Origin of the sequence: Acinetobacter sp. WCHAc060006 (assembly GCF_004209135.1) — a bacterium.
In the GTDB taxonomy this organism is placed as follows: Bacteria; Pseudomonadota; Gammaproteobacteria; order Pseudomonadales; family Moraxellaceae; genus Acinetobacter; species Acinetobacter cumulans.
On record NZ_SGSS01000001.1, the window covers coordinates 256,022 to 281,423 of the forward strand.

Below are 25,402 nucleotides of genomic sequence, written 5' to 3' on the forward strand. Positions count from 1 at the left end.
TATAAATAAAGCAATCCAGCGCTTAAATCAGTGGCTAAAGTGCTTAACGCACTGTGGGTCAAGCTCAGGTATGCGAAAGGTGCATATCTACATGCAAATTAATCGTTTGAATGAATCACTTTTCACACATAGCATCAAATAAAACAACGAAAACCCGAAAAAGCAGAGGATGCGATGAATCAAATGGTCAATGTAAAAAAAGCAAAAGTACAATTTAACTGGCAAGACCCATTTCTTTTGGAACAGCAATTAACAGAAGAAGAACGCATGATCCGTGATACTGCACATGCTTATTGCCAAGAGCGTTTGCAACCACGTGTACTCGAACAATTTCGTCATGAAAAAACAGACGTTTCAATTTTCCGTGAAATGGGTGAACTGGGCTTACTTGGCCCAACCATTCCAGAGCAATACGGCGGCGCAGGTTTAAACTATGTTAGCTATGGACTAGTTGCACGTGAAATTGAATATGTTGATTCTGGCTACCGTTCAATGGCCAGCGTGCAAAGTTCTTTGGTGATGGTGCCGATTAATGAATTTGGCTCGGAAGAGCAAAAACAAAAATACCTGCCAAAACTGGCAACGGGTGAATACATTGGCTGCTTCGGCCTGACTGAACCTGATCATGGCTCTGACCCAGGTAGCATGATTACGCGTGCAAAAAAAGTGGATGGTGGCTACCGTCTAACGGGCGCAAAAATGTGGATTACCAACAGCCCAATTGCCGATGTTTTTGTGGTTTGGGCGAAAGAGGTTTCGGCTGAAGGCAATGTGGGTGACATTCGCGGTTTTATTTTGGAAAAAGGCTGGGATGGTCTATCTGCTCCAGCAATTCACGGTAAAGTTGGCTTACGTGCCTCGATTACCGGTGAAATTGTCATGGACAATGTCTTTGTTCCTGAAGAAAACGCTTTTCCAGAAGTACGTGGTTTAAAAGGTCCATTTACCTGCCTAAATAGTGCACGTTATGGTATCGCTTGGGGTGCAATGGGCGCAGCTGAATTTTGCTGGCATACAGCGCACCAATACACTATGGACCGTAAACAGTTTGGCCGACCTTTAGCTGCGAATCAGCTGATTCAAAAGAAATTGGCGGATATGCAAACTGAGATTGCCTTAGGTTTACAAGCTGCGCTTCGCTTTGGGCGTATGAAAGATGAAGGTTTAGCTGCTGTAGAAGGCACATCACTCATTAAACGTAACAACTGTGGCAAGGCTTTAGATATTGCCCGTGTAGCGCGTGACATGATGGGTGGAAATGGCATTTCTGATGAGTTTGGTGTTGCCCGCCATTTGGTTAACCTCGAAGTCGTCAACACTTATGAAGGAACGCATGATGTACATGCGCTGATCCTTGGTCGTGCGCAAACAGGCATCGCGTCTTTTTGTAACTAATTGAATTATATATCCATAAGGTGCTCTACATAGAGTGCCTTAGAGACTTTTTATGCAAAAATAAACTTAATCAATAAAGGATTCATCGTGAAACACTCTTGTAACTCTGTGCAATAGCCTGAGCAGTGATGAAATAAAAAGAATAAAAAAGGCAAATGTGCAGACATAGGAATGCCGATGACTCATTTGGGAAAATGAGGAACAAGGAAATGAATAACGAAATGCAAAACGGAGCAGGAACGCTCAAATTGCCTTCTAACGTGGGCACGATGCATCGTATTACCAGCAACACTTGGAAAATGGCCTTTATTTTTGCCTTTATTTCTTTGGTGATTGATGGTGTAGACATTATGTTGCTGTCATTCAGCCTCACCAGTTTAAAGGCTGAGTTTGGTTTAAGTACATTTCAAGCAGGAATGCTTGGTAGCTCTTCTTTAGCAGGGATGGCGCTGGGTGGTATTTCTGGTGGATGGGCCTGCGATAAATTCGGCCGTGTGAAAACTATTGCTTGGTCGGTAGTATTTTTCTCAATCATGACCTGTATTTTAGGCTTTACCCAAAGCTATGAACAATTTTTAATTTTACGTTTTATTGGCGCATTTGGTTTGGGCTCACTTTATATGGCGTGTAATACGCTGATGGCAGAATATGTACCAACCAAATACCGCACAACAGTACTCGGGACTTTGCAAACGGGTCAAACCGTGGGGTATATCGTTGCAACGCTGATGGCGGGTGCTATTATTCCAGATCATGGCTGGCGCATGCTATTTTATGTCACCATTATTCCTGCTGCTTTTGCCCTTATCTTTATGCGTTTTGTTCCTGAACCAAAATCTTGGCAGGAAGCAAAAATTGAGCAGCTAAAACGCCGTGAATTAAAACTTGAGCCTGTACAGCAACATGCTGCAGTCACTCAAAACGCGCCTTCTGAAAGTATTTACAAACGTATTTTTGGCCATACCAATCATCGCAAAATGTTCTTCCTTTGGATGTCGACCGCCGCATTTCTACAATTCGGTTATTACGGTGTTAACAACTGGATGCCGACGTATTTAGAAACCTAACTCAGCATGAACTTTAAAGCCATGACTGGCTATATGGTAGGTGCATATACGACCATGATTCTGGGTAAAATTTTAGCAGGCTATGCTGCTGACAAGTTCGGACGTCGTATTACCTTTGTGTTTGGTACGGTAGCCACGGCAGCCTTCTTACCAATCATCATTTTCTATAACACACCAGCCAATATCACCTATTTACTTGTAACTTTCGGTTTCCTATACGGTATTCCATACGGTGTAAATGCAACCTACATGGCAGAAAGTTTCTCTACGGATGTACGCGGAACAGCCATTGGCGGGGCTTACAATATGGGACGTTTGGGCGCAGCCATTGCACCAGCAACCATTGGTATGATTGCCGCTGGCGGATCGTTCACCATGGCCTTTATTGTGATGGGTGCTGCGTACTTTATTGCAGGTGTTATTCCTGGCTTGTTTATTCGCGAACGCCAATATGACCCGCAGCAAGCATCGTTTTCTTCAGATGCAGAAAAAGAAAAACTGACCAGTTTAAGTTTAGATACACATGCTGCTGATGCAGCGCAAAAAACTAATGCAAAAACTGCAACAGCAAAATAAATAAAAAGATCTGTGCCATAGCTCAATACTATGGCACATCTGGAGTGAACTATGGGTGCATTAAAAGGAATTCGAGTATTGGACTTAAGCCGTGTTTTGGCAGGTCCTTGGTGCGGTCAAATATTGGCGGATTTAGGTGCAGAGGTAATTAAAATTGAGCGTCCTAAAGTCGGTGATGATACCCGTATGTGGGGACCACCTTGGATGCCAAATCAGCAAGGTCAAGCGACAAAAGAATCAGGCTATTACCAATGTGCGAACCGTAATAAATATTCTGTAGCCATTGATATTGCCAGTGAAGAAGGGCAAGCCCTAGTCCGTGAAATTGCTAAAACGGCAGATGTCGTGATTGAAAACTACAAAGCAGGCTCACTTGCCAAATATGGTTTGGACTATGCATCGCTCAGTGGGCTAAATCCAAATATCGTATATTGCTCAATTACAGGTTTTGGTCAGGATGGTCCACGTGCGGAAGAACCAGGCTATGACTTTATTATTCAAGGCATGTCTGGCTTGATGAGTATTACTGGTGAAGCAGATGATGTGATGGGTGGAGCACAAAAGGTGGGGGTCGCTGTGGTCGATATTCAAACGGGATTGTACTCAACCATTGCCATTCAGGCGGCATTGTTGGCGCGGCAGCATACTGGACGCGGTCAATATATTGATATGTCTTTACTCGATGTACAGGTGGCAGCTTTAGCCAATCAAGGTATGAACTATTTGACCTCAGGTAAAGCACCTAAGCGTATGGGAAATAATCACCCGAATATTGTGCCGTATCAAACTTTTAAAGCCAAAGATAAGGAATTTATTATTGCCTGTGGTAATGACAAACAATTTAAAGACTTGTGTATTGCGATTGGCTATACAGAACTGCTAGATCAGCCGAACTATTTACGTAATCAAGATCGAGTGAAACACCGTGAAGAATTAATTCCATTATTGAGTGCTTATTTTCTCACTCAAGATGCTCAAGTTTGGGTTGATGCGATTCATGCGGTAAAAGTGCCAGTGGGTGTAATCAACTCTGTAGAAGACGCATTAAATGAACCGCAAATTCAACATCGTCAAATGGTGGTAAATATTCCACATGCTTTAAATCATGATTTTAAAGTGATTGGATCACCGATGAAATTATCTGATACACCAGTGGAATACCGTCATGCACCACCACAGTTAGGGCAGCACACGACAGAAATTTTGTCCCAATTTAGAACTGAATCTGAATTAAATGAATTGGCCGCACAAGGTATCATTGATCAACTCAATCATCCTGTAGCTTAATATCTCCTCATTTAATCTTGAAATATATGGGCTTTAAAAGTATCGCTAGAATTAAAATTTAGACCGAAGCACATGACTTCGGTCTTTTTGATCATGCTGCCAGTAAGGCTTTGGCAGCAACGCGGTGTTTAGCTTGCAGTTCATCAATATTAACATTGACTAAGCTTTGGTCTTTGACGACCCATTCACCGTTTACCATGACATGTTCAGCACGGTCTGCACCACACAGTAGCAAAGCAGCGATTGGATCATGTGCACCTGAAAATTTCACATCATTCAATGCATAGCAGGCTAAGTCCGCCTGAAAGCCTACTTGTAATTGCCCTAAATGTTGCTCACGACCAAGAAGCTGTGCGGAACCTGTGGTTGCCCAGCTCAATGCAAGCTCAGGTGTGATATTTTCTGCACCATATTTGAGGCGCTGTAAATACATTGCTTGGCGTGTTTCAAGGATTAAATTAGACGCATCACCCGACGCCGAGCCATCTACGCCTAAACCAATTGGGCTACCAGCGTGTAATAAGTCCATGGTTGGGCAAATACCAGAAGCAAGACGCATATTGGAATGTGGGCAATGACAAATGCCTACTTTGGCTTGTCCTAAACGCCGTATTTCATCAGCATTAAAATGAATGCCATGTGCTAACCAAGTACGATCACTCAGCCAACCGACGCTTTCCAAATAATCTACCGTGCGCATGCCAAACATATTTAAGCAGAAATTTTCTTCATCTATGGTTTCAGCCAAGTGCGTATGTAAGCGGACATCTAAATTCTGTGCTAATTGAGCACTTTCTTTCATAATGTCTTGCGTAACTGAAAAAGGCGAACACGGTGCCAGCGCCATATTCACCATCGCATCAGGGCTATGCTGATGATACTTTTTCACCAAGCGTTCTGAGTCTTTTAAAATAATATCAATATCTTGCACAGTATGTTGGGGTGGTAAACCACCTGCATCTTGACCTAAACTCATTGAACCGCGCGTGAGCATCACGCGAAGGCCAATTTCTTTAGCGGCATTGACTTGTATGTCTATGGCATCTGTTAATTGCTGTGGAAATAAATAATGATGATCAGCTGCAAATGTACAGCCAGAAAGCAAAAGCTCTGAAAGGGCAATTTGAGTGGCTAAATGGAGTTGTTCAGGATTTAGCTTGGCCCACACTGGGTATAAAGTGGTTAACCAAGGGAAAAGTGGCGCGTTGACCACGGGTGCCCAAGCACGTGTTAGGGTTTGATAAAAATGATGATGGCTGTTAATTAAACCCGGAGTAATTACCAACTGTGATGCATCAAAAAAAGTGTCATAAGGTTGTTTAGGGCTTTGTCCAAGCGCAACTAACTCAGTAATTTTACCGTTTGAAATAAGCAGACCGCCACGTGCATCTTGATCATTGGCGGTAAAAATAGCCATGGGGTTTTTAATCCAGAGCGTTGTCATAAAGTAACCATACACAAATCATTATGACGTTCATGCATACAATTTTTGTACCAACCATTCAAATTTATCAAAAATTGAACAATTTATTATTTGGAATGAGCAATTTATTTCACAGCTAAAAATGTATCTGAAGCAATGTTGCAGAAAATGAAGTGAATACTCAGGTGTTCTAATTATTAGAACAAAATGTTAGAAACATTCTAATAGACAGAAAATTAATAAAAACATTAATTTAAAAGCATCAGGCAGAAGTCAGTATGTTTCGTTTTACATCAGAATTTCTGCAAAATTAATGCTATTCGTGAGTCTATTATGAACGCTATTCCAGTCCTCAATTTATTTAGCCAACCGCAATGTAGCCAATTTGAAGCATCGGATTGGAATATTTTGGCACAGCACTGGTATCCTGTTGCACGTGTTCAAGATGTCACGATTGAGCCTCAACAAGTTATTTTGCTTGATGTGAAAATGGCCTTATACAAAACCGAAAGTGGTCAAATTCATCTGGTACGAAATATTTGTCCACATCGTGGTGTACCGCTCAGTAAAGGCTGGGTTGAAGGTGAAGAGATTGTTTGCCCATATCATGGCTTACGCTATAACACCGATGGTAAATGCAGCAAAATTCCTGCGCAACCAGAACTAACGAAAATATCAGATCGTTTTAGCTTAACGAAATTTCCAGTTGTAGAAAAATATGGCCTGATTTGGACCAGTTTATTTAGCCGAAATGAAAGCGAAGCCAATTTTCCAATTCTTGAAACTTGGGATGATGCCGATCATCAAGCTATTTTGCCGCCTTATGTTGATATTGCAGGTTCAAGTGGCCGTCAATTAGAAGGTTTTATTGATGTAGCGCATTTTGCATGGGTGCATCATGAAGCTTTTGCTACGCGTGATAATCCTGTTGTACCCAAATATCACACTGAGCGAACTGATTATGGACTGAAAAGCATCTATATTTCTGATGTCAGCAATTATCCGCATGGGATGCAACATTTAGCGCCAGAAGACTTTTTATGGACGCGTGAATTTGATGTCTATCCGCCATTTTCAGCAACGTTGACGGTGTATTTTCCAAATGATGGCATTTTGAAAATTTTAAATGCTTGCTGTCCTGTTTCACATAATCAAACCCGATTATTTGTACCACTTACACGTAATTTTGACACCACAGGCGACTTGCAAGCGGTATATGACTTTAATGCACAGATTTTTGCTGAAGATCAAGACATGGTTGAAAGTCAAAAACCTGAGGAGCTTCCGCTTGACATTAGTATGGAGGCGCATTTTGAAGCTGATCGCTCATCGACAACATATCGCCGTATATTAGCCGAATGGGGATTGAGTAAACGATATACTGTTTAATTTGATTATATGAAGCACTTTTATTTAAAAGTGCTTTTTTATTTTTAGACAGTATTTTTGATTATTTATTAAATTTAAATATATTTATTTGGGGTCATTTTGATGAATAAACCGACTCATGAACAGATGATTAATTTTTTAAAACTTTCTAATGATGTCGCTGAGCGTGCAATATCTTTAGGGCATCACCCATTTGGTGCAGTATTGGTTGCGCCAGATCACGAAACGGTGCTTTTCACTCAGTGTAATATTGACAGTGTTAATCATGCGGAATCAACTTTAGCACGTATCGCTAGCACTAATTATACAGCTGAATATTTATGGAATTGTACTTTGTACACCAGCGTAGAACCGTGCTGTATGTGTGCAGGAACCATTTATTGGGCCAATATTGGGCGTGTGGTTTTTGCCATGACTGAAGAAAAACTTTTGGCATGCACTGGAAATCATCATGAAAATCCAACCCTGAGCATTCCTGCATCTTATGTATTTGCACATGGTCAAAAAGACATTGAATTGATTGGTCCTATGGAAGAATTAGAGCCAGAAATAATACAAGTACAAGCTGAATTTTGGTCAAATCGTTAAATAGGTTTATTTTAATTTTATATTATTCATATTTTTAATGGGTTTTAATCACTTAAATATAATAGAACTAAATTATTTTATTGGTAACTTTTAATATTTTAATAAAATAATCAAACCTAATTATATTTGGAATGCTAATTGCATATTTAAAAAATGTCTAGAAAGTCAAAAATCAAGTGATCAATCATAAAAGGTGAGGGTGGTCTGTATGCAATTTAACAAGAAAGTGTTTGTGGGGGCTTTAACTATTTTAGCTATTGGCATTTCGAGTTTAACCCAAGCCAAAGAGCAAGCAGCTTTTGTTTATTTAGGTCCAACCAGTGATCATGGCTGGTCTTATTCACATGAACAAGGACGTATAAAAGCAGACAAAGCCTTGGCGGGTAAATACCAAACCAGTTATATCGAAAATGTACCTGAAACTGCAGATGCAGAACGTGTGATTCGAAATTTGGCACAAAAAGGCAATAAAATTATTTTTGGTACTTCCTTTGGCTATATGAATGCGATGGAAAAAGTCGCAAAGCAATTTCCAAATACTGTATTTATGCATGCAACGGGCTATAAGCAGGGCAAAAACTTAGGTGTGTATGAAACACGTACCTATGAAGGCGCTTATATGTTAGGCGTAGTGGCTGGGCAAAAAACCAAAACCAATACCATTGGTGTGGTGGCTTCTTTTCCTATTCCTGAGGTTGTACGTAATATTAATGCCTATACTTTAGGTGCACAAAGCGTAAACCCGAAAGTAAAAACCAAAGTGATTTGGGCCAATACGTGGTTTAACCCTGGTAAGGAGCGAGAAGCTGCTTTGGCACTGATTGCTCAAAAAGCAGATGTACTCATGCAAAATACGGACTCGCCTGCAGTGGTCCAAGCGGCAGAGCAAAAAGGCGTGTATGTCTTTGGCTGGAATTCCGATATGACTAAGTTTGGCCCTAAAGCACACTTGGCAGCCGCAGTACTACATTGGGAAAAAATTTATGAGCCTGTGATGAAAGATGTACTCGCAAATAAATGGAAAAGTAGTGCTATAAAATATGGTGCTCAACAAGGCGCTGTGAATATTGAAAACTTTGGCCCAAATACCACACCTGAAATGAAAGCTAAAGCTTTGGCTGTACGCGATGCGATTGCAAAAGGGACATTACATCCATTTAGTGGCCCAATCTATAAGCAAGATGGCAGTTTGTTGATTGCAAAAGGGAAGTCTTTAACAGATGCAGATTTAGCGAAAACCAATTATTACGTTAAAGGTGTAGAAGGAACATTTCCTAAATAAAACAAATAGATCAGCTATTCGGGCGTAATTTCAATATTGTTTTGTGCGCTGTTCCAAGCGCACATTGATTTTTACAGGTAATAAAAACATGACCAGTATTCCAGTTTTAGATTTGAGTGAAGCGCTTGTATCTGATTCAAATCAGGCCCATGCAGTTGTCGCTTTACTACGTGAAGCAGCCACGCATTCCGGTTTTTTTTATGTTAAAAATCATGGCATTTCTGCTGAAATTATTCAGCGCCAATTTGTACTCTGTCAAAAAATATTCGATTTACCCTTAGCTACAAAACTGAAATATGACCAAAGTTTAAATGCTAGTCATTTGGGATTCGAACAATTCGCTGCGCAAAAGTCCGATTACAGTGGTAAACCTGATCTTAAGGAAGGATTTTACTGCGGGAAAAATTATGCCAGTGATCATCCCTACGTTTTGGCTCATTATCAAGGTTATGGCATTAACCAATGGCCACATGCCGAAGTGCCAGAAATGGAGCAACATTGTCAGGAATATATTCAGGCACTAAGCGAATTAGCCAAACGCATTATGCAACTTTTGGCCTTGGCATTAAATTTAGACGAGCATTATTTTGATGAAAGCTATCTTGACCCAATGATCACGCTAAAAATGCTCCGTTATCCGCCACATCCTGCAGATGCAGATATAGACAGTTATGGCGTAGGTGCACATACAGATTGGGGTTCAATTACCATTTTAGCGCAAGACAGTTGTGGTGGTTTAGAAGTATGTTTACCTGATGGCACATGGGTGACAGCACCGCCCATTGATGGAACATTTGTGGTGAATTTAGGAGATCTTATTCCACGTTGGAGTAATGGTTTATTTAAATCTAATCCACATCGGGTGCGTAATGTATATGCTAGTGGGCAGTCTCGTTATTCAATTCCATTTTTTTATGGGCCAAATTATATGACTGCGATTAATGCGCTACCCGGCACATTGAATGATGGCGAGGTATATCGATACCGCCCATGTACGGCAGGTGAACACATGGAAGAAATGTATATGAAAGCTTATGACTTAAGCCAAGATGAACAGAAAATACTAGAACAAATCTAACTAAAAATTTTTAAAAACAGCCCCGTACGATTGATGGTACAGGGCTTTTTTTATTTTGGGTGCATACAAAAAAGCACTTGCGCTAAAAAAATGCACTTTTGTTTTAATCGTTAAAATTTAAAAAAAGTGTTTTGAAATGGATACGAAAAACTCACAAATTGCATTGTCTATAAAATCATAAGTCATTGTATTTATTGTTTAAAAATTCATATATGCGTTCTAAAAAATCGAACAAAGTGTCTATGTTCTAATTTTTATTAACTTTGGAATGGAACTTGCTAATTAACAGAAAGTGAACACAGACATTTAAACCGATGTTCAATTTTTATATTTCTAATGCCTTGTAATTACATCAATTTAGAAATGCATTTAATGAGTAGGAGTAGCTTCATGCCAAAAGAATATAGCTTTAAAACACAGTTAAAAAAAATCGTTCTAACACTCAGTACAGCGACGCTTTTGGGGACTTCGTTTATTACTGCTGCCAATGCTACGGATAAAGCAGCCTTTGTTTATATTGGTCCAACCAGTGATCATGGCTGGACATATTCACATGACCAAGGCCGTATTAAAGCTGAAAAAGCATTGGCTGGAAAATATAAAACCTCTCATATTGAAAATGTTCCTGAAACTGCTGATGCAGAACGTGTTATTCGAAATTTGGCACAGCAAGGGAATAAAGTGATTTTTGGGACGTCCTTTGGTTATATGAACCAAATGGAGAAAGTGGCGAAACAATTTCCTAATACTGTATTTATGCATGCAACTGGCTATAAGCAAGGCAAAAATTTAGGGGTATATGACGTACGTACCTATGAAGGTGCCTATATGTTAGGTGTGGTTGCCGGTCAACAAACTAAAAAGAATACCCTAGGCGTAGTGGGGTCTTTCCCAATTCCAGAAGTGGTACGCAACATTAATGCCTATACCTTAGGTGCTCAAAGTGTCAATCCAAAAATTAAAACCAAAGTGATTTGGGTGAACTCTTGGTTTAATCCTGGTAAAGAGCGTGATGCCGCTTTGGCGCTCATTGCGCAAAATGCAGATGTACTCATGCAAAACACAGATTCACCAGCGGTGGTGCAAGCTGCCGAACAAAAAGGTGTTTATGCCTTTGGTTGGGATTCGGACATGAGTAAATTTGGTGCCAAAGCGCAACTGGCAGCATCGGTTTTACATTGGGAAAAAATTTATACGCCTGTCATGCAACAAGTGGCGAATAAAACATGGAAACCGAGCGCAATGTGGTATGGCGTAAAACAAGATGCTGTAAAAATTGAAAACTTTGCACCTTTTGTCCCAGCCAATGTAAAACAAAAAGTGCTTAACGTACAAAGTGCGATTCAGAAAGGCACATTGCACCCATTTACAGGCCCTATTTATAAACAAGATGGCAGCTTAGTCGTGGCTAAAGGTAAGTCTATGACTGATGCTGAACTTAGCAAAATGAACTTTTATGTTAAAGGTGTAGAAGGCGCTCTACCTAAATAAAGCCGAATTTAGCCTAGATACGCAGTATCTAGGCTCAAGCCATACACCCTAGATTTTAAAAATGAGAGCTTGAGGTATGAATGCATTTCAACATGAACCTGACATAAAACTAAATCGAGCACCAAGTACAGCCATTCCTCGTCTTGAGCTCCTCAATATTTGTAAAAATTACAATTCATTGAAAGCCAATGACAACATTAACTTGAAAGTACAAGCAGGACATATTCACGCAATATTGGGTGAAAATGGTGCTGGAAAAAGTACCTTGATGAAGATTATTTATGGTGCGACCAAAGCTGATCAAGGGCAAATCATTTGGAATGGTAAAGAAGTAAAAATTGATAATCCATCGATGGCCCGTAAGCTAGGTATTGGCATGGTCTATCAACATTTTTCTTTGTTTGAAACCTTAACCGTTGCACAAAATATTTTGTTAGGTCTGGACGATAAAATTGATTTGGACGACCTACATCAAAAAATTCTAGAGGTTTCCAAGCAATATGGCCTACCTGTAGATCCAAGACGTGAAGTCCATTCTTTATCTGTAGGTGAGCGACAACGTGTCGAAATTATTCGATGCCTACTGCAAAACCCATCGTTAATTATTTTGGATGAACCAACTTCTGTCCTGACACCACAAGCCGTACAGCAGTTATTTAAAACGCTAAAACTCTTAGCATCTCAAGGTGTATCTATTCTATATATCAGTCATAAGTTACATGAAATTAAAGAACTTTGTGACGAAGCGACCATTCTTCGAAATGGTCAAGTGACAGGTCATGTTTTACCCGAAAATAACTCGACCAGTGATTTAGCCAAACTGATGATTGGGCGTGAATTGCCGACCTATGTACATGCGGATTATGAAGGTAAGAAAGTTATTTGCTTTGAGATTTCTAATTTATCCAAAACTTCTGATGATCCTTTTGGCGTGTCTTTAGCTGGAATTAACCTAAATATTCAAGCAGGCGAAATCATGGGGATTGCGGGAATATCGGGCAATGGTCAGGCTGAGCTCTTGGCTTTGCTTTCTGGCGAATCATTTTCTGAGCAAGGTGAGATATGGCTAAAAGGTCAGAATATTACCAAATTAAATGCTGGTGAACGCCGTGATTTAGGTTTGGGCTTTGTCCCAGAAGAGCGTTTAGGCCGAGGTGCAGTCCCTGCGATGACCTTAGCGGAAAATGCTTTACTCACGGCATTTCGTCATGGGTTGACGCGTTTTAACTTTATTAATTTTTCCAAAACTAAAGCATTTGCAGAGCATTGTATTCAAAAATTTGGCGTCAAGGCTGCTGGCGCACATGCAGAAGCACGATCACTGTCTGGTGGTAATTTACAAAAATTTATTGTCGGTCGTGAAATTTTACAACAACCCAATTTTTTAATTATTTCTCAGCCAACTTGGGGCGTAGATGTTGGTGCATCCATGTTTATTCGACAAACTTTAATCGATCTGTCGCGCACTGGCGTGGCTATTTTAGTGATTTCAGAAGAATTGGAAGAGTTATTCGAAATTAGTGACCAAATTTGTGTGCTTGCTTCAGGCAAGCTTTCGGTGCCACAAGCAACTACAAGCACAAATGCGGAACAAATTGGCTTGCTCATGTCGGGCATTGCATCAGAACAATCCGATGTACATGATGGCAAACAGCCAGAATCACATGCTTAGCAAGGCATAGAGGTGAATCCATGTATTTATTAGAACCGAGGGAAAAGCCCTCACAACTGATGAGATGGTTGTCACCACTCATCGCACTCATTGCCATGCTGGTTGTTGGAAGTTTGTTGTTTTTTATTTTGGGGGTAGACCCCGCTAAAGCGTTGTATATCTTTTTTATTGAGCCTTTAACTTCGCTCTATAGCTTAAGTGAATTGGTGATTAAAGCCAGCCCGCTCATATTAATTGCGCTCGGCCTTGCCATTGGCTTTCGCGCCAAGCTCTTCAATATTGGTGCCGAAGGACAGCTCACCATGGGCGCCATTTTTGGTGGTGGTATTGCCATTTTATTTCATGACCAAATGGGCTGGTGGATTTTACCCCTAATGATTGTCATGGGTGCAATTGGTGGTGCATTTTGGGGGCTTATTCCTGCCTTTCTCAAAACACATTTTAATGCAGAAGAAACACTGACCACGCTCATGATGAATTACGTGGCTTTATTTGTTCTATTGTATTTGGTGAATGGACCATGGCGTGACCCAGATGGCATGAACTTTCCGCAGTCTGTAATGTTTGGTGAAAGTGCCACTTTGCCTTTTATTGTGGAAGGCACCCGTGTCAATGTATCCATCTTTTTAACGCTTTTAGCCGTGATTGTATTTTGGTTTTTTATTAAAAAAAGCATGACGGCTTACAAACTTGAAGTCAGTGGTCAGGCGCCTTTGGCTGCACAATATGCAGGATTTTCATCTAAAAAAGCAGTGTGGTTAAGTTTAGGGATCTCTGGTCTGATGGCAGGTATTGCAGGTATTTGTGAAGTTGCGGGCCCAATTGGTCAGTTAAATCCAAATATTTCACCGGGTTATGGCTATGCAGCCATTATTGTGGCGTATTTAGGCCGTTTAAACCCGATCGGAATTGTGCTTGCTGGTCTATTGATGGCACTACTTTACCTTGGGGGAGAAATGGCACAAATGCAATTACAACTGTCTGTCGCAATTACCGGTATTTTCCAAGGCTTATTACTCTTTTTCTTATTGGCGTCGGATGTGCTAATTGAAAAGCGCTACCGTTTTGCCAAAAAGAAAACTGCACCCGTACCAAATGCTGGCGTGGCTTAAATCAAAAGGAATAAATCATGAGTATTGAAATGACCGCGATTTTAGCGGGAACGATTGCAGCTGCAACACCTCTGATTTTTGCAGGTTTAGGTGAATTAGTTGCTGAGCGTACAGGGGTAATTAACCTTGGTGTAGAAGGCATGATGTTAGTAGGTGCAATCGCAGGTTTTGCATTTGCTGCCCACTATGAAGCAAGCGTTGCCAGTGCCTTATTGGTTGGGGCTTTGGCTGGCATGTTTATGTCACTCATTTTCGCATTTTTTACCCTGTCCTTAAGTACAAACCAGTCAGCTTGTGGCTTGGCACTGACTATTTTTGGGATTGGTATTTCGGCATTTATTGGTCAAAACTACGTGAGCATGGCTTTACCTGGCTTACAAAATATGAATATTCCAGGATTAGCAGATATTCCATTTATAGGCCCTGTGCTATTTCAGCAAAACTATGTGGTGTATTTGTCGATTTTGGCCTTTGTCGTGATTTGGTGGGTATTGGCAAAAACACGTTTAGGCTTGCTATTAAAAGCAGTGGGTGAGTCACCAGAAAGTGCACATGCAATGGGTTATAACGTCTTGGCCATTCGTTATTGTGCCGTGTTGTTTGGTGGTGCAATGGCAGGCGTTGGCGGTGCGTTTTTATCAACGGTATATACACCAATGTGGATTGAAAACATGGTGGCAGGACGTGGTTGGATTGCAATTGCCTTAGTCGTATTTGCGACATGGAAACCTACACGTCTTATGTTGGGTGCATACCTATTTGGTGGCGTCACAATTTTACAATTTCATGCGCAAGCATTGGGTTTAAACGTGCCAAATGAGCTGCTTTCTGCATTGCCTTATGTGGCTACGATTGTCGTGCTCGTCATAATTTCACGTGACAAAAAATTATTGAAAATGAACTTACCTGCATCATTAGGTAAGACATTTACGCCATAACTCCCACAGCTATAACAATAGAGATACGAATGAAAATTATCAGTGCAGATTATGTTCTGACTATGAATGAGCAATTAGACTGTATTGAACAAGGGGCAGTGCTCATCGATGGTCAAATCATTCAGCAAGTTGGGACATTAGCAATACTTCAAGCGCAGTATCCAGACGCAATAGTTGAACATTATGCAAATGGCTTACTCATGCCAGGTTTAGTGAATACACATTGTCACTCTGGTTTTTTACGAGGGACTGCAGAAGGCTTGGCCGTATGGGATTGGTTGCAACAGTTTATTGATCCAATGCACCGCGTACTTCTGCCTGAAGATGCCAAAATTGCCTCTTACTTGTGTTATGCAGAGGCACTTCTGTCGGGTACGACCACAATAGTTGATATGTGGCGTTTTATGGATGGTAGTGCTGAAGCAGCTAAAGAACTTGGCATTCGAGCGGTATTGGTGCCTTATGTGGCAGAGCACCCTGACCACAACTACTTTGAAACGCTCAAAAGTAATGAGGCTTTACTCAACCGTTGGCACCAAAGCGCACAAGGTCGTATAGAGGTGTGGGTGGGGCTAGAGCATTTATTTTATGCACAAGAACCAGCATTAGATCGCATACAAAAGCTCTGTCAGGATTATCAAACGGGATTTCATACCCATAGCAATGAAAGTCAGTTTGATGTGCAAGAAAATTTGAAGCGTTATGGTGTGCGCCCCATCCAAACTCTGGAGCAGTTAGGCTTATTTGATGTACCTAAGTGCTTACTTGCACACTGTGTTTGGGCAGATGTGACAGAAATAGATATTTTAAAAAATTACCGTGTAGGTGTGGCACATAACCCAATTTCAAACATGAAGTTGGCTTCTGGTGCAGCACCTATTACGCAAATGCTGGCCAAAGGTTTGGCCGTGGGCTTAGGCACAGACGGTGAAAAAGAGAATAATAATTTAGACATGTTTGAAGAAATGAAAACAGCGTCTTTATTGGCAAAATTCTCCAATTTAAATGCGGCATCTTTAGACGCATGGTCTGTGTGCAAAATGGCCACTTCTTTAGGAGCGAAAGCCTTAGGTATGCAAGACAAAATTGGCTCTTTAGAGACGGGAAAACAGGCAGATATGATTGTGGTAAATACGGCAACACCACGTATGACGCCACTGATTAAAGAAGGTCAATTATTTAACCTACATCACAATTTGGTTCATGCTGTACAAGGTCAAGATGTTGTCATGACGATGGTAGCAGGGCAAACATTGGTTAAAAATGGCCAGTTATTGAATGCAGATTTACAAAAATTGATTGATGACGTAAATATGGCTGCACCTAAACTGTTTAAACGCCGTGCCACATGGTTAGCGCAAAGTGGTACATCTGTTAATGAGTTACAACGCATTTAGTACTTTCTAATCTAATTTCTATTAAAAAAATGCCTGTTTTAAGCAGGCATTTTATATTGTGTTTAGATGAACTTGTATTTAACTTTGCTCTAAAAATTCTGAAATTGTTTGAGTAAAGATCTGTGCTTGTTCAATATTTGAAATATGTGAAGCTTCAATTTCAAATAGTGCGCTACTACGAATTTGATTCACTAAATATTGTCCATCTGCAACAGTTGTTACGGGGTCGAGCGTACCCGCGATGACTAAAAGTGGGATTCGTATTTGTGAAATCTCTGTCGTTAGATCCGCTTTAGCCAAAGCTTCACAACAACTTGCATAACCTTCAGGGCTGCCAGCACCTAAGTCGTTAGAAAGTTTTGCAATCACTGCTGTGTTACTTTGGATAAAGGGTTCACTAAACCAGCGCGATGCAGCTGTACTAGCTATCGGTTCTAGGCCTTGTTCACGCACGAGTTTTGCGCGTTCAGTCCATGCGTGTTCTTGCCCAATTTTGGCTGCCGTATTACATACAATCACATGATTAAAACGTTCAGGATGATGGATGGCTAACCATTGGCCTGTAAGCCCACCCATAGAAATACCGCAAAATGATGCCGTTTTAATGGAGAGATGATCCATCAAGTGAATAACATCTTGGCCGAGTTGCGCCAATGTATATGGGCCTTTGGGTGCAGTTGATTCACCATGACCACGGGTGTCATAACAAATGATATAAAATAGTTTTTTCAGCACATCAACTTGCGGTTTCCACATCGAAAAATTGGTGCCTAATGAGTTTGAAAATATCAAGGTTGGCTTTGTATTATTGCCAAAAGTTTGATAGTTAATCTGAGCATCATTTGAATTGAATGTTGGCATTGAATCCCTCCCAAACTCCCTTGATAAAGGGAGTGGATTTTAAATTAGTTAAATTTTTTCTATGATCAAAGCAATCCCTTGACCGACACCAATACACATCGAACAAAGCGCGAATTTGCCGTTGATTGCTTCGAGTTGATTCAAAGCAGTGGTAACTAAACGTGCGCCTGATGCACCGAGTGGATGTCCAATGGCGATCGCACCACCATTCGGGTTGACGCGAGCATCATCATCAGCAAGTCCTAAGTCACGTGTCACTGCAAGTGCTTGGGCTGCAAAAGCTTCATTCAGTTCAATTACATCCATTTGTGCAAGTGTTAAGCCAGTTTGCGAAAGTAGTTTTTTAATCGCAGGTGCAGGGCCAAAGCCCATAATCCGAGGTTCAACCCCAACTACTGTTGCAGCAATCACTTTGGCACGTGGTTTTAAACCATAGCGTGTAACGGCTTCATCAGATGCAATGAGTAGAGCGGCCGCACCATCATTAATGCTTGAAGCATTACCTGCAGTCACTGTTCCATCTGCTTTCACCACAGGTTTAAGTTTTGTCAAAGCTTCAAGTGTGGTTGATGCTCGAGGGTGTTCATCCGTATCAATTACAACAGGCTCGCCTTTACGCTGAGCGATGTGTACGGGAATAATTTCATTGGCAAAAAAACCACGTGCTTGGGCTGCTGCAGTGCGTAGTTGACTATTCAATGCGAATTTGTCTTGATCTTCACGATTGATCTTAAATTGCTCGGCGACATTTTCTGCCGTTTGTGGCATGGTTTCGACACCATACATTTCTTTGAGTTTAGGGTTGATAAAGCGCCAACCCATAGTGGTATCTTCAATTTTTTGAGTACGACCATAGGCTGCTTCAGATTTACCCATAACTAAAGGTGCGCGTGACATTGACTCTACACCGCCAGCAATAATCAGATCTACTTCACCCGATTTAATCGCACGTGCAGCCATAGCTACTGCATCAAGAGATGACCCACATAGGCGGTTTACTGTGGTAGCAGGGACTTGGTAAGGGACGCCTGCAAGTAGCGCAGACATACGGCCGACATTACGGTTATCTTCACCGGCTTGGTTGGCACAGCCAAAGATAATGTCATCTACTTTTTCCCAATTTACAGTTGGGTTGCGTTCCATAATGGCTTTGATTGGCAAAGCACCGAGATCATCTGCACGAATTGGTGCTAAACCACCTGCATAGCGGCCGAAAGGTGTACGAATAGCATCAATAATATAGGCATTTTTCATTTTTTAAATCCTAGAAACACAGCTCCTCCCTTTGTAAAAGGGAGGTTGGGAGGGATTTACAGGAAGTTAATTTTTATTATTAATCCTCCCTAAATACCTCCTTTAAATAAGAGGGAATATTTTGCTTTAAGCTGTCGCATCAATCAGCTTCGCACCCGTTAGCGACTGCAATTCTTCAAAAGAAAGACCTTCAACTTTTTCAAGAACTTTCATGCCTTCTGAAGTCACATCAATCACACATAAATCAGTATAAATTCGGTCTACACACTTCAAGCCTGTCGCTGGGTAGCTCAGTTCTGCAACAATCTTTGGTTCACCTTTTTTAGTGACATGATCGGTCGTAATAAAGACTTTTTTTGCGCCTACAGCTAAGTCCATTGCACCACCTACAGCTGGAATTGCATCAGGTGCACCAGTGTGCCAATTGGCAAGATCGCCATTTTGTGCAACTTGGAATGCTCCTAAAACTGCGATGTCTAAGTGACCGCCACGCATCATGGCAAATGAGTCACCATGATGGAAAAATGCACCGCCTGTCAGCATAGTGACAAATTCTTTGCCTGCATTAATCAGTTCAGGGTCTTCTTGTCCAACCTCGGGCTTTTCACCAAAGGCCAATAAACCATTTTCTGAATGTAAAAATACGTCTTTATCTGAAGGCAAGTAGTTGGCAATTTTGGTCGGGAGACCAATGCCTAAGTTAACATAAGCACCGTCAGGGATATCTTGCGCCACACGTTCAGCAATTTGGTCGCGAGTTAATTTGGTATAGCTCATATAAAAATCTCCAATTACTGTTCAGGTGTGACAGCAACAACATGCTGAACAAAAATGCCTGGGGTAATAATGTGCTCAGGGTCTAAAGCACCAAGTTCAACTACTTCAGAAACTTGGGCAATGGTAATATCCGCGGCCATTGCCATAATCGGCCCAAAATTACGGGCAGATTTGCGATAAACCAAATTACCCCAACGGTCACCTTGAGAGGCTTTAATCAGTGCGAAATCGGCTTTAATTGGATTTTCTAGCACATAATCTTTGCCTTCATAGTTCAGCGTAGGTTTAGCTTCGGCAAGTAAAGTTCCAAAACCTGTAGGTGTATAAATTGGCCCAAGTCCCATACCTGCAGCTTGTATACGACAGGCAAGGTTTCCTTGAGGAACCAGCTCAAGCTCAATTTTTCCGGCACGGTATAATTCATCAAAAACCCATGAGTCCGATTGACGAGGGAACGAACAAATAATTTTGCGTACAGCACCGGCTTTGAGCAATTTGGCAAGGCCGTAATCACCATTACCAGCATTATTATTTACAATAACCAAGTCTTTAATGCCCAGTTCGATCAGGCCATCGATCAGTTCTGCTGGCTGGCCTGCGGTACCAAAACCGCCAATCATAATGGTTGAACCATTTTTGATTTGTGAAAGTACTTCAGTTAATGAAGTCTGACTTTTATCGATCATATACGTACCTATACTATAAAGTTTTAGAATCTGTTGAGCCTGTCATAGCTGTTTGAGAGGCTGTTTTTGTACTCGGTTTACTTAAAAGCAAATGCGCAATAATCCCGATACAAATCCCCCAAAAAACTGAACTCAGCCCCATAAAATGCATGCCTGAAGCTGTTGCTAAAAATGTAATGAGCGCCGCATCTCTTTGGTTTTCATCTTTCATCGCCACGGATACATTGGTGGCAATTGCGCCTAAAAGCGCTAGACCTGCAAGGGCTGCAACGAGTTCTTTAGGTAATAAGCTAAAGAGCAAAACAATGCTTCCAGCAAAGAGACCACCGAAGATGTAAAAAATGCCGTTGGCAATTCCTGCGATGTAGCGTTTGTCTTTAAGTTCATGTGCATCTTTGCCCATGCATAAAGCAGCAGTGATGGATGCGAGAACAATAGTGATCCCGCCGACACATGCGACAGCTAATGACGCTAAGCTGGTTACGGTAATAATGGGTTTAGCAGGTGTGTCATAACCACTGAGTTTCATAATGGCCATGCCCGGTAAAAATTGACCTGAAAGGCTGACTAAAATCAGGGGAAGGGCTAAATTAAGCAGGCTGTTGACTGTCCATTCAGGGCTAATCCACTGCGGAATGGCTAAACTGAAGTGGATGTCGACAGGGTTCATTTTGCCAAAGATTAAACTAAGCACTACGCCTGTCACGAGTACCCAAAGCATGCTATAGCGCGGGTTGAGTCGTTTCGACACTAAAAATACCATCAGCATGCCAAATACAATCAATGGCATGCTGTCAGTGGCATTAAACAGACCAAGCCCAAACTGAAATAAAATACCTGCCATCATGCCTGCAGCGATGGATTGCGGTATCCATTTTAAAAGTTTGTCGAAATAACCTGTTAAACCAATGATTAAGATCACAATTGCTGCAGTAATGTAGGCGGCGACGGCTTCATTCAGACTGATATTGGGAAAAAGCGTGACTAAAAGTGCAGTGCCCGGCGCAGACCAAGCCGTAATCACAGGTACTTTGTATTTAATGGATAAAAAAATACCTGCAACCGCTGCACCAATAGAAATGCCCCAAATCCATGAAATCATTATCTCAGGTGCAACATCTGCTTTCTGTGCAGCTTGAAAGAAGATAATTAATGGCCCTGAATAGGAAATCAGCACAGCTAAAAATCCTGCAACAGTCGCTGAAAGTGACCAATCTTCTTTTAATGTTTTCAACAGGGTCGCCATTGTTGTTGCCTCCATGCTTTCAAAAATGATCCTGAACTCGATCAGTTTTAGCCCTGATCACCGCCACCTACTGGTACGACAGTTCCGGTCATATAAGATGATTCATCGGATGCTAAAAATAGGATTGCATTCACTTGCTCTTGAATCGTGCCATATCGGCCGAGGAAAGTACGGTCAATGGTTTGATCCACCACTTGCTGCATCCATTGCTTTTCATCATCCGATAATGGATTGGCATTGCGTGGGACTTTACGTGGCGGCGCTTCTGTACCGCCTGTTGCCACAGCATTCACACGAATACCATTTTGAGCATGTTCAAAAGCAAGTGCAGCCGTTAAGCCATTTACGCCACCTTTGGAGGCGGAATAGGGCACACGGTTAATTCCACGTGTCGCAATAGACGACACATTGACAATCGTACCGCGCTGATTTTTGATCATTTCAGGTAATACCGCACGGCAGCACCACATTGTTGGAAACAGTGAACGGTTCACTTCTTTGATGATTTCATCTTCAGAAAACTCCTGAAATGGTTTCATCCAAATTGCACCGCCAACGTTATTGATGAGCACATCAACACGGCCATAGGCTGCAATGGCTTGGGCTACGACGGATTCGGCACCTGTAAAAGTTTCAAGATTGGCTTTAACAATAATGGCATCGCCATCATGCGCTTCAATTTCAGCCAGTGTTTCTTCCACATAGTCAGAAAGATCGGCTAATACAACTTGAGCGCCTTCGCTTGCAACTTGTAAAGCGACACCACGGCCAATACCTTGTGCTGCACCGGTCACAATGACCACTTTATTTTCAAAACGGTTGTTATGGTTCATTTATGTCTCTACCTCTATATGTCTAACGTAGTCAGATGCTTAGTTCGCAGAGAATTTTTCAAATAAGAAACTAGCAGGTTTAATGTTTTCACCATCTAACCAACCACGTACAGCTTCTACCATTGGCACAGGGCCACATAGGTAGACATCAACATCACCCGCATTTAACCATTCGTTTTCAATATGGTTGGTCACATAGCCTTTGCGTTCATGCTTAGATTCAGGGCTTGCCACTACCGTGCGGTAGTCAAACCAATTGAACTTTGCTTTTAAGGCATTGAGTTTTTCTATGGCAACAAGATCGAAGTCATTGGTCACACCAAAGACCAAACGAACAGGGTGTTCTGCGCCTTTTTCTTCTAAAACTTGTAGCATAGACATAAACGGTGCAATGCCAGTTCCGCCTGCAAGCATCAATACAGGGCGAGCCACATTACGTAAGTAAAAACTGCCAAAAGGGCCGGTAAAAGTCATTTTGTCGCCCGCTTTGGCATTGGCGCTTAAAAAGTCACTCATCTTGCCGTTCGGCACATTACGTACTACAAAACTTGTCAGACGGTTGCCCGGTTTTGAGCTAAAAGAATAAGAGCGTGTTTCTGTGGTACCTGGAATGCCGACATTGACATATTGGCCCGCAAGGAAGTTGATATCCGGCTGACCTTCGTCGAGTTGGATATCAAATGTAATGGTCGAGTCAGATAGGTTGTCTACACTGACCAAAGTCCCTTGTAAGGCTTTAATTTCAGTTTTACAGACATCTGAAGTGGCTTGAATTTGGAATACTGCATCTGAAGTCGGTTTACATTGGCAAGCCAAGATATAACCTTCAGCCGCTTCTTCAGGTGTAAGGGCATCTTCAATATAGGTTTCTTCAGGCATATCAAAGCTGCCCGATTCACAGAATGCACGGCAAGTACCACATGCGCCATCACGGCAATCTAGCGGAATGTTAATTTTTTGACGGTAAGCAGCATCAGAAAGCGTTTCACCCTGTGCAACTGAAATAAAACGCGTAACGCCATCTTCAAATTGAAGTGCAACATTGTGGTTTGACATGGCTGAATATCCTTTTAAAAATCGGTGTAACTGAGACCTTTCAGCCAAATATCCTTCTGGCTGAAAGGTGACATTGCTGTCTATACTTAGAGGTGATAGATATCGATGACTTGATTGATGTAATCATTTTTCAGCACCACGTATTTACTTAAGATTTGCGGCTGTTCTGCTGAAAAGTCGATTTCATAACGTGACATGCCAAAGTAGCTGTAATTGGTTTTGTAACGGAAACTCAAGGTGTTCCAGTTAAAACGCACAGTGACTTTAGTGCCATCACGCTCAATGACTTCGATATTATTAATGTGGTGACTGGTACGGGTATCAGGCATGGTTGCTGATGAGCGTTCAGTCTTAATTCGAAAAACGCGGTCTTCTAAACCTTGACGGTCAGGGTAGTAAATTAATGAAATTTCAGACTGAGGGTTGGTCGTTAATTTGTCGTCGTCGTCCCAAGCTGGCATCCAAAATGAGGCCGATGGGGCATAGCACTCGATCCAATCGTCCCATTGTTCATCATCTAAAAAGCGTGCTTCTCGGTAGAGAAATTGTGCAATAGTTTCGAGCGTGATCGCATCTTGTTGAACGGCTGCATTCATGCGCTTTCTCCCATTGCAGAAGCTTCAATTTCTGCCAATTCCTTTTCCGCTTGAATGGCATGCTTCATCATTTTTAACCAATATTGATGCTGTGCAAGATACAAACCTTCATCTTCAGTTTTAATACCGCTGAGGATTGGTTTGAGTCCAATTTCATTGGCGGCTTCATCTGGGCCTTGAATCCAATGTTTTGAACCGCGGCACATATCGTTCCATTCCAGTTCAATGCCTGCATAGCCGGCTTGGCAGGCACGGAATTCTTCTAGATCATCTGGTGTTGCCATGCCTGAGGCATTGAAGAAATCTTCATACTGACGGATACGGCGTGCACGAGCATCTGGCGCTTCACCCACAGGGGCAATACAGTAAATCGTTACTTCAGTTTTATTCACTGAAATTGGACGCAGCACACGTATTTGCGAACCAAACTGATCCATCAAATACACGTTTGGATATAAACAAAGATTACGTGAACGCTCGATCATCCATTTCGACATCGGTGCGCCAAATTTCTCGGTATATTCTTCAGCTTTAACATAGTTTGGACGGTCTTCTGGGTTTGCCCATTGTGTCCAAAGCAACATGTGGCCATGTTCAAAACCGTATGAACCGCCGCCTTGTTTACCCCAAGAGCCTGCGCTCATGGCACGAATGTTATCGGCTGCTTGCGCTTCTTTACGGTGCTGTGTGGTTGCTGCATAGTTCCAATGCACCGCAGACACGTGGTAACCATCTGCGCCATTTTCGGCAGTCAGTTTCCAGTTGCCTTCATAGGTATAAGTTGATGAACCGCGCAGCACTTCAAGGCCTTGTTCGGATTGGCCGACGATCATGTCGATAATCTTGCTGGTTTCACCTAAGTACTCTTCTAGTGAAGGCACATCAGGGTTTAAGCTGCCAAATAGGAAACCTTTATAACTTTCAAAGCGTGCAACTTTCTTTAAGTCATGCGAACCATCTTGGTTAAAACAGTCTGAATAACCTGCTTCAGATGGATCTTTGACTTTCAGCAATTTTCCTGAGTTGTTAAATGTCCAGCCGTGGAAAGGGCAAGTGTAAGTTGCTTTGTTGCCTTTTTTATGACGGCAAAGCTGTGCGCCGCGGTGTGAGCAAGCATTGATCATGGCATTCAGTTCACCTTGGCGGTTACGCGCAATGATGATCGGCTGACGGCCAATATAGGTGGTGTAGAAATCGTTATTATTTGGAATTTGGCTTTCGTGTGCCAAGTACACCCAGTTGCCTTCAAAGATGTATTTCATCTCTAGGTCAAACAGGGCTTGATCTGTAAATACAGAACGATGAAGTTTAAATTCACCACTTTCAAAATCGTCTACAAGTAATTCATCTATACGATCGAGGTGGCTGGTATTTATGACTGGAATACGTGGCATATCC

At 41.7% G+C, this 25,402-nt stretch carries 21 protein-coding genes and 1 pseudogene; 12 read left to right on the plus strand and 10 right to left on the minus strand.

Features of this window, described 5'->3' with window-relative positions; all coding sequences use genetic code 11:
• Positions 1-174: 174 nt before the first annotated feature.
• The 3 genes and pseudogenes from EXE29_RS01190 (at position 175) to EXE29_RS01200 (ending at position 4,325) form a co-directional block, all read left to right on the plus strand.
• Complete coding sequence (locus tag EXE29_RS01190; protein ID WP_117007374.1) at positions 175-1,395, plus strand: acyl-CoA dehydrogenase; 1,221 nt, start codon at positions 175-177, stop codon at positions 1,393-1,395.
• 209 nt (positions 1,396-1,604) lie between these two features.
• Positions 1,605-3,038: pseudogene (locus EXE29_RS01195) on the plus strand (MFS transporter).
• A 51-nt stretch (positions 3,039-3,089) separates the two neighbouring features.
• Positions 3,090-4,325, plus strand: a complete 1,236-nt coding sequence (locus tag EXE29_RS01200) for a CaiB/BaiF CoA transferase family protein (RefSeq protein ID WP_120363704.1) — start codon at positions 3,090-3,092, stop codon at positions 4,323-4,325.
• A gap of 91 nt (positions 4,326-4,416) precedes the next feature.
• Here EXE29_RS01200 and EXE29_RS01205 read toward each other — a convergent pair whose 3' ends face one another.
• Positions 4,417-5,769 carry an 8-oxoguanine deaminase gene (locus EXE29_RS01205; RefSeq protein ID WP_120363705.1) on the minus strand — a complete coding sequence of 451 codons (1,353 nt, stop codon included), beginning with the start codon at positions 5,767-5,769 and terminating at the stop codon, positions 4,417-4,419.
• 312 nt (positions 5,770-6,081) lie between these two features.
• Here EXE29_RS01205 and EXE29_RS01210 point away from each other — a divergent pair, with 312 nt between their 5' ends.
• The 9 genes from EXE29_RS01210 to EXE29_RS01250 all read left to right on the plus strand — a co-directional run bounded on the left by EXE29_RS01210 (position 6,082) and on the right by EXE29_RS01250 (position 16,695).
• The gene (locus EXE29_RS01210) at positions 6,082-7,137 is read left to right on the plus strand and encodes a Rieske 2Fe-2S domain-containing protein (RefSeq protein ID WP_106984393.1); all 1,056 of its coding nucleotides are present in this window, start codon (positions 6,082-6,084) and stop codon (positions 7,135-7,137) included.
• Positions 7,138-7,239: 102 nt separating this feature from the next.
• Complete coding sequence (locus tag EXE29_RS01215; RefSeq protein ID WP_106984392.1) at positions 7,240-7,725, plus strand: nucleoside deaminase; 486 nt, start codon at positions 7,240-7,242, stop codon at positions 7,723-7,725.
• Positions 7,726-7,933: 208 nt separating this feature from the next.
• Positions 7,934-9,007, plus strand: a complete 1,074-nt coding sequence (locus EXE29_RS01220) for a BMP family ABC transporter substrate-binding protein (RefSeq protein WP_120363706.1) — start codon at positions 7,934-7,936, stop codon at positions 9,005-9,007.
• A gap of 88 nt (positions 9,008-9,095) precedes the next feature.
• A complete protein-coding gene (locus EXE29_RS01225; protein ID WP_120363707.1) occupies positions 9,096-10,085 on the plus strand; it encodes an isopenicillin N synthase family dioxygenase in 990 nt (329 codons plus the stop codon).
• A gap of 390 nt (positions 10,086-10,475) precedes the next feature.
• Positions 10,476-11,576 carry a BMP family ABC transporter substrate-binding protein gene (locus EXE29_RS01230; protein ID WP_120363708.1) on the plus strand — a complete coding sequence of 367 codons (1,101 nt, stop codon included), beginning with the start codon at positions 10,476-10,478 and terminating at the stop codon, positions 11,574-11,576.
• 76 nt (positions 11,577-11,652) lie between these two features.
• Entirely contained in the window at positions 11,653-13,248 is a 1,596-nt protein-coding gene (locus EXE29_RS01235; protein WP_120363709.1) for an ABC transporter ATP-binding protein, read from the plus strand.
• Between the two features lie 20 nt (positions 13,249-13,268).
• Entirely contained in the window at positions 13,269-14,360 is a 1,092-nt protein-coding gene (locus EXE29_RS01240; protein ID WP_120363710.1) for an ABC transporter permease, read from the plus strand.
• Between the two features lie 17 nt (positions 14,361-14,377).
• A complete protein-coding gene (locus tag EXE29_RS01245; protein ID WP_120363711.1) occupies positions 14,378-15,298 on the plus strand; it encodes an ABC transporter permease in 921 nt (306 codons plus the stop codon).
• Between the two features lie 29 nt (positions 15,299-15,327).
• On the plus strand, positions 15,328-16,695 hold the full coding sequence (locus tag EXE29_RS01250; RefSeq protein ID WP_120363712.1) for an amidohydrolase family protein: 1,368 nt from the start codon (positions 15,328-15,330) through the stop codon (positions 16,693-16,695).
• Positions 16,696-16,773: 78 nt separating this feature from the next.
• Here the strand turns inward: EXE29_RS01250 and pcaD are convergent, their stop codons facing one another.
• The 9 genes from pcaD to benA form a co-directional block, all read right to left on the minus strand.
• Entirely contained in the window at positions 16,774-17,556 is a 783-nt protein-coding gene (gene pcaD, locus EXE29_RS01255; protein WP_106984384.1) for a 3-oxoadipate enol-lactonase, read from the minus strand.
• Positions 17,557-17,604: 48 nt separating this feature from the next.
• On the minus strand, positions 17,605-18,810 hold the full coding sequence (gene pcaF, locus EXE29_RS01260; RefSeq protein WP_120363713.1) for a 3-oxoadipyl-CoA thiolase: 1,206 nt from the start codon (positions 18,808-18,810) through the stop codon (positions 17,605-17,607).
• Between the two features lie 126 nt (positions 18,811-18,936).
• Positions 18,937-19,587: a 3-oxoacid CoA-transferase subunit B gene (locus EXE29_RS01265; RefSeq protein WP_120363714.1), complete on the minus strand. Its 651-nt coding sequence runs from the start codon at positions 19,585-19,587 to the stop codon at positions 18,937-18,939.
• Between the two features lie 14 nt (positions 19,588-19,601).
• Complete coding sequence (locus EXE29_RS01270; protein WP_120363715.1) at positions 19,602-20,273, minus strand: 3-oxoacid CoA-transferase subunit A; 672 nt, start codon at positions 20,271-20,273, stop codon at positions 19,602-19,604.
• Between the two features lie 13 nt (positions 20,274-20,286).
• The gene (gene benE / locus EXE29_RS01275) at positions 20,287-21,519 is read right to left on the minus strand and encodes a benzoate/H(+) symporter BenE (protein ID WP_120363716.1); all 1,233 of its coding nucleotides are present in this window, start codon (positions 21,517-21,519) and stop codon (positions 20,287-20,289) included.
• A gap of 47 nt (positions 21,520-21,566) precedes the next feature.
• The gene (gene benD / locus EXE29_RS01280) at positions 21,567-22,352 is read right to left on the minus strand and encodes a benzoate diol dehydrogenase BenD (RefSeq protein ID WP_120363717.1); all 786 of its coding nucleotides are present in this window, start codon (positions 22,350-22,352) and stop codon (positions 21,567-21,569) included.
• Positions 22,353-22,391: 39 nt separating this feature from the next.
• Complete coding sequence (gene benC / locus EXE29_RS01285) at positions 22,392-23,408, minus strand: benzoate 1,2-dioxygenase electron transfer component BenC (RefSeq protein WP_120363718.1); 1,017 nt, start codon at positions 23,406-23,408, stop codon at positions 22,392-22,394.
• A gap of 86 nt (positions 23,409-23,494) precedes the next feature.
• Complete coding sequence (gene benB / locus EXE29_RS01290; RefSeq protein ID WP_120363719.1) at positions 23,495-24,004, minus strand: benzoate 1,2-dioxygenase small subunit; 510 nt, start codon at positions 24,002-24,004, stop codon at positions 23,495-23,497.
• Entirely contained in the window at positions 24,001-25,398 is a 1,398-nt protein-coding gene (benA, locus tag EXE29_RS01295) for a benzoate 1,2-dioxygenase large subunit (RefSeq protein ID WP_117007367.1), read from the minus strand. Before benA ends, benB begins: the two co-directional genes overlap by 4 nt.
• Positions 25,399-25,402 lie beyond the last annotated feature (4 nt).

Coding starts and splice junctions, on each gene's coding strand:
- EXE29_RS01270 (WP_120363715.1), bottom strand. CDS start 20,273: ATGATCGATAAAAGTCAGACTTCATTAACTGAAGTACTTTCACAAATC.
- benA (WP_117007367.1), bottom strand. CDS start 25,398: ATGCCACGTATTCCAGTCATAAATACCAGCCACCTCGATCGTATAGAT.
- EXE29_RS01265 (WP_120363714.1), bottom strand. CDS start 19,587: ATGAGCTATACCAAATTAACTCGCGACCAAATTGCTGAACGTGTGGCG.
- benB (WP_120363719.1), bottom strand. CDS start 24,004: ATGAATGCAGCCGTTCAACAAGATGCGATCACGCTCGAAACTATTGCA.
- pcaD (WP_106984384.1), bottom strand. CDS start 17,556: ATGCCAACATTCAATTCAAATGATGCTCAGATTAACTATCAAACTTTT.
- EXE29_RS01220 (WP_120363706.1), top strand. CDS start 7,934: ATGCAATTTAACAAGAAAGTGTTTGTGGGGGCTTTAACTATTTTAGCT.
- EXE29_RS01205 (WP_120363705.1), bottom strand. CDS start 5,769: ATGACAACGCTCTGGATTAAAAACCCCATGGCTATTTTTACCGCCAAT.
- EXE29_RS01215 (WP_106984392.1), top strand. CDS start 7,240: ATGAATAAACCGACTCATGAACAGATGATTAATTTTTTAAAACTTTCT.
- EXE29_RS01190 (WP_117007374.1), top strand. CDS start 175: ATGAATCAAATGGTCAATGTAAAAAAAGCAAAAGTACAATTTAACTGG.
- EXE29_RS01200 (WP_120363704.1), top strand. CDS start 3,090: ATGGGTGCATTAAAAGGAATTCGAGTATTGGACTTAAGCCGTGTTTTG.
- EXE29_RS01235 (WP_120363709.1), top strand. CDS start 11,653: ATGAATGCATTTCAACATGAACCTGACATAAAACTAAATCGAGCACCA.
- pcaF (WP_120363713.1), bottom strand. CDS start 18,810: ATGAAAAATGCCTATATTATTGATGCTATTCGTACACCTTTCGGCCGC.
- EXE29_RS01225 (WP_120363707.1), top strand. CDS start 9,096: ATGACCAGTATTCCAGTTTTAGATTTGAGTGAAGCGCTTGTATCTGAT.
- EXE29_RS01245 (WP_120363711.1), top strand. CDS start 14,378: ATGAGTATTGAAATGACCGCGATTTTAGCGGGAACGATTGCAGCTGCA.
- benD (WP_120363717.1), bottom strand. CDS start 22,352: ATGAACCATAACAACCGTTTTGAAAATAAAGTGGTCATTGTGACCGGT.
- EXE29_RS01230 (WP_120363708.1), top strand. CDS start 10,476: ATGCCAAAAGAATATAGCTTTAAAACACAGTTAAAAAAAATCGTTCTA.
- EXE29_RS01240 (WP_120363710.1), top strand. CDS start 13,269: ATGTATTTATTAGAACCGAGGGAAAAGCCCTCACAACTGATGAGATGG.
- benC (WP_120363718.1), bottom strand. CDS start 23,408: ATGTCAAACCACAATGTTGCACTTCAATTTGAAGATGGCGTTACGCGT.
- benE (WP_120363716.1), bottom strand. CDS start 21,519: ATGGCGACCCTGTTGAAAACATTAAAAGAAGATTGGTCACTTTCAGCG.
- EXE29_RS01210 (WP_106984393.1), top strand. CDS start 6,082: ATGAACGCTATTCCAGTCCTCAATTTATTTAGCCAACCGCAATGTAGC.
- EXE29_RS01250 (WP_120363712.1), top strand. CDS start 15,328: ATGAAAATTATCAGTGCAGATTATGTTCTGACTATGAATGAGCAATTA.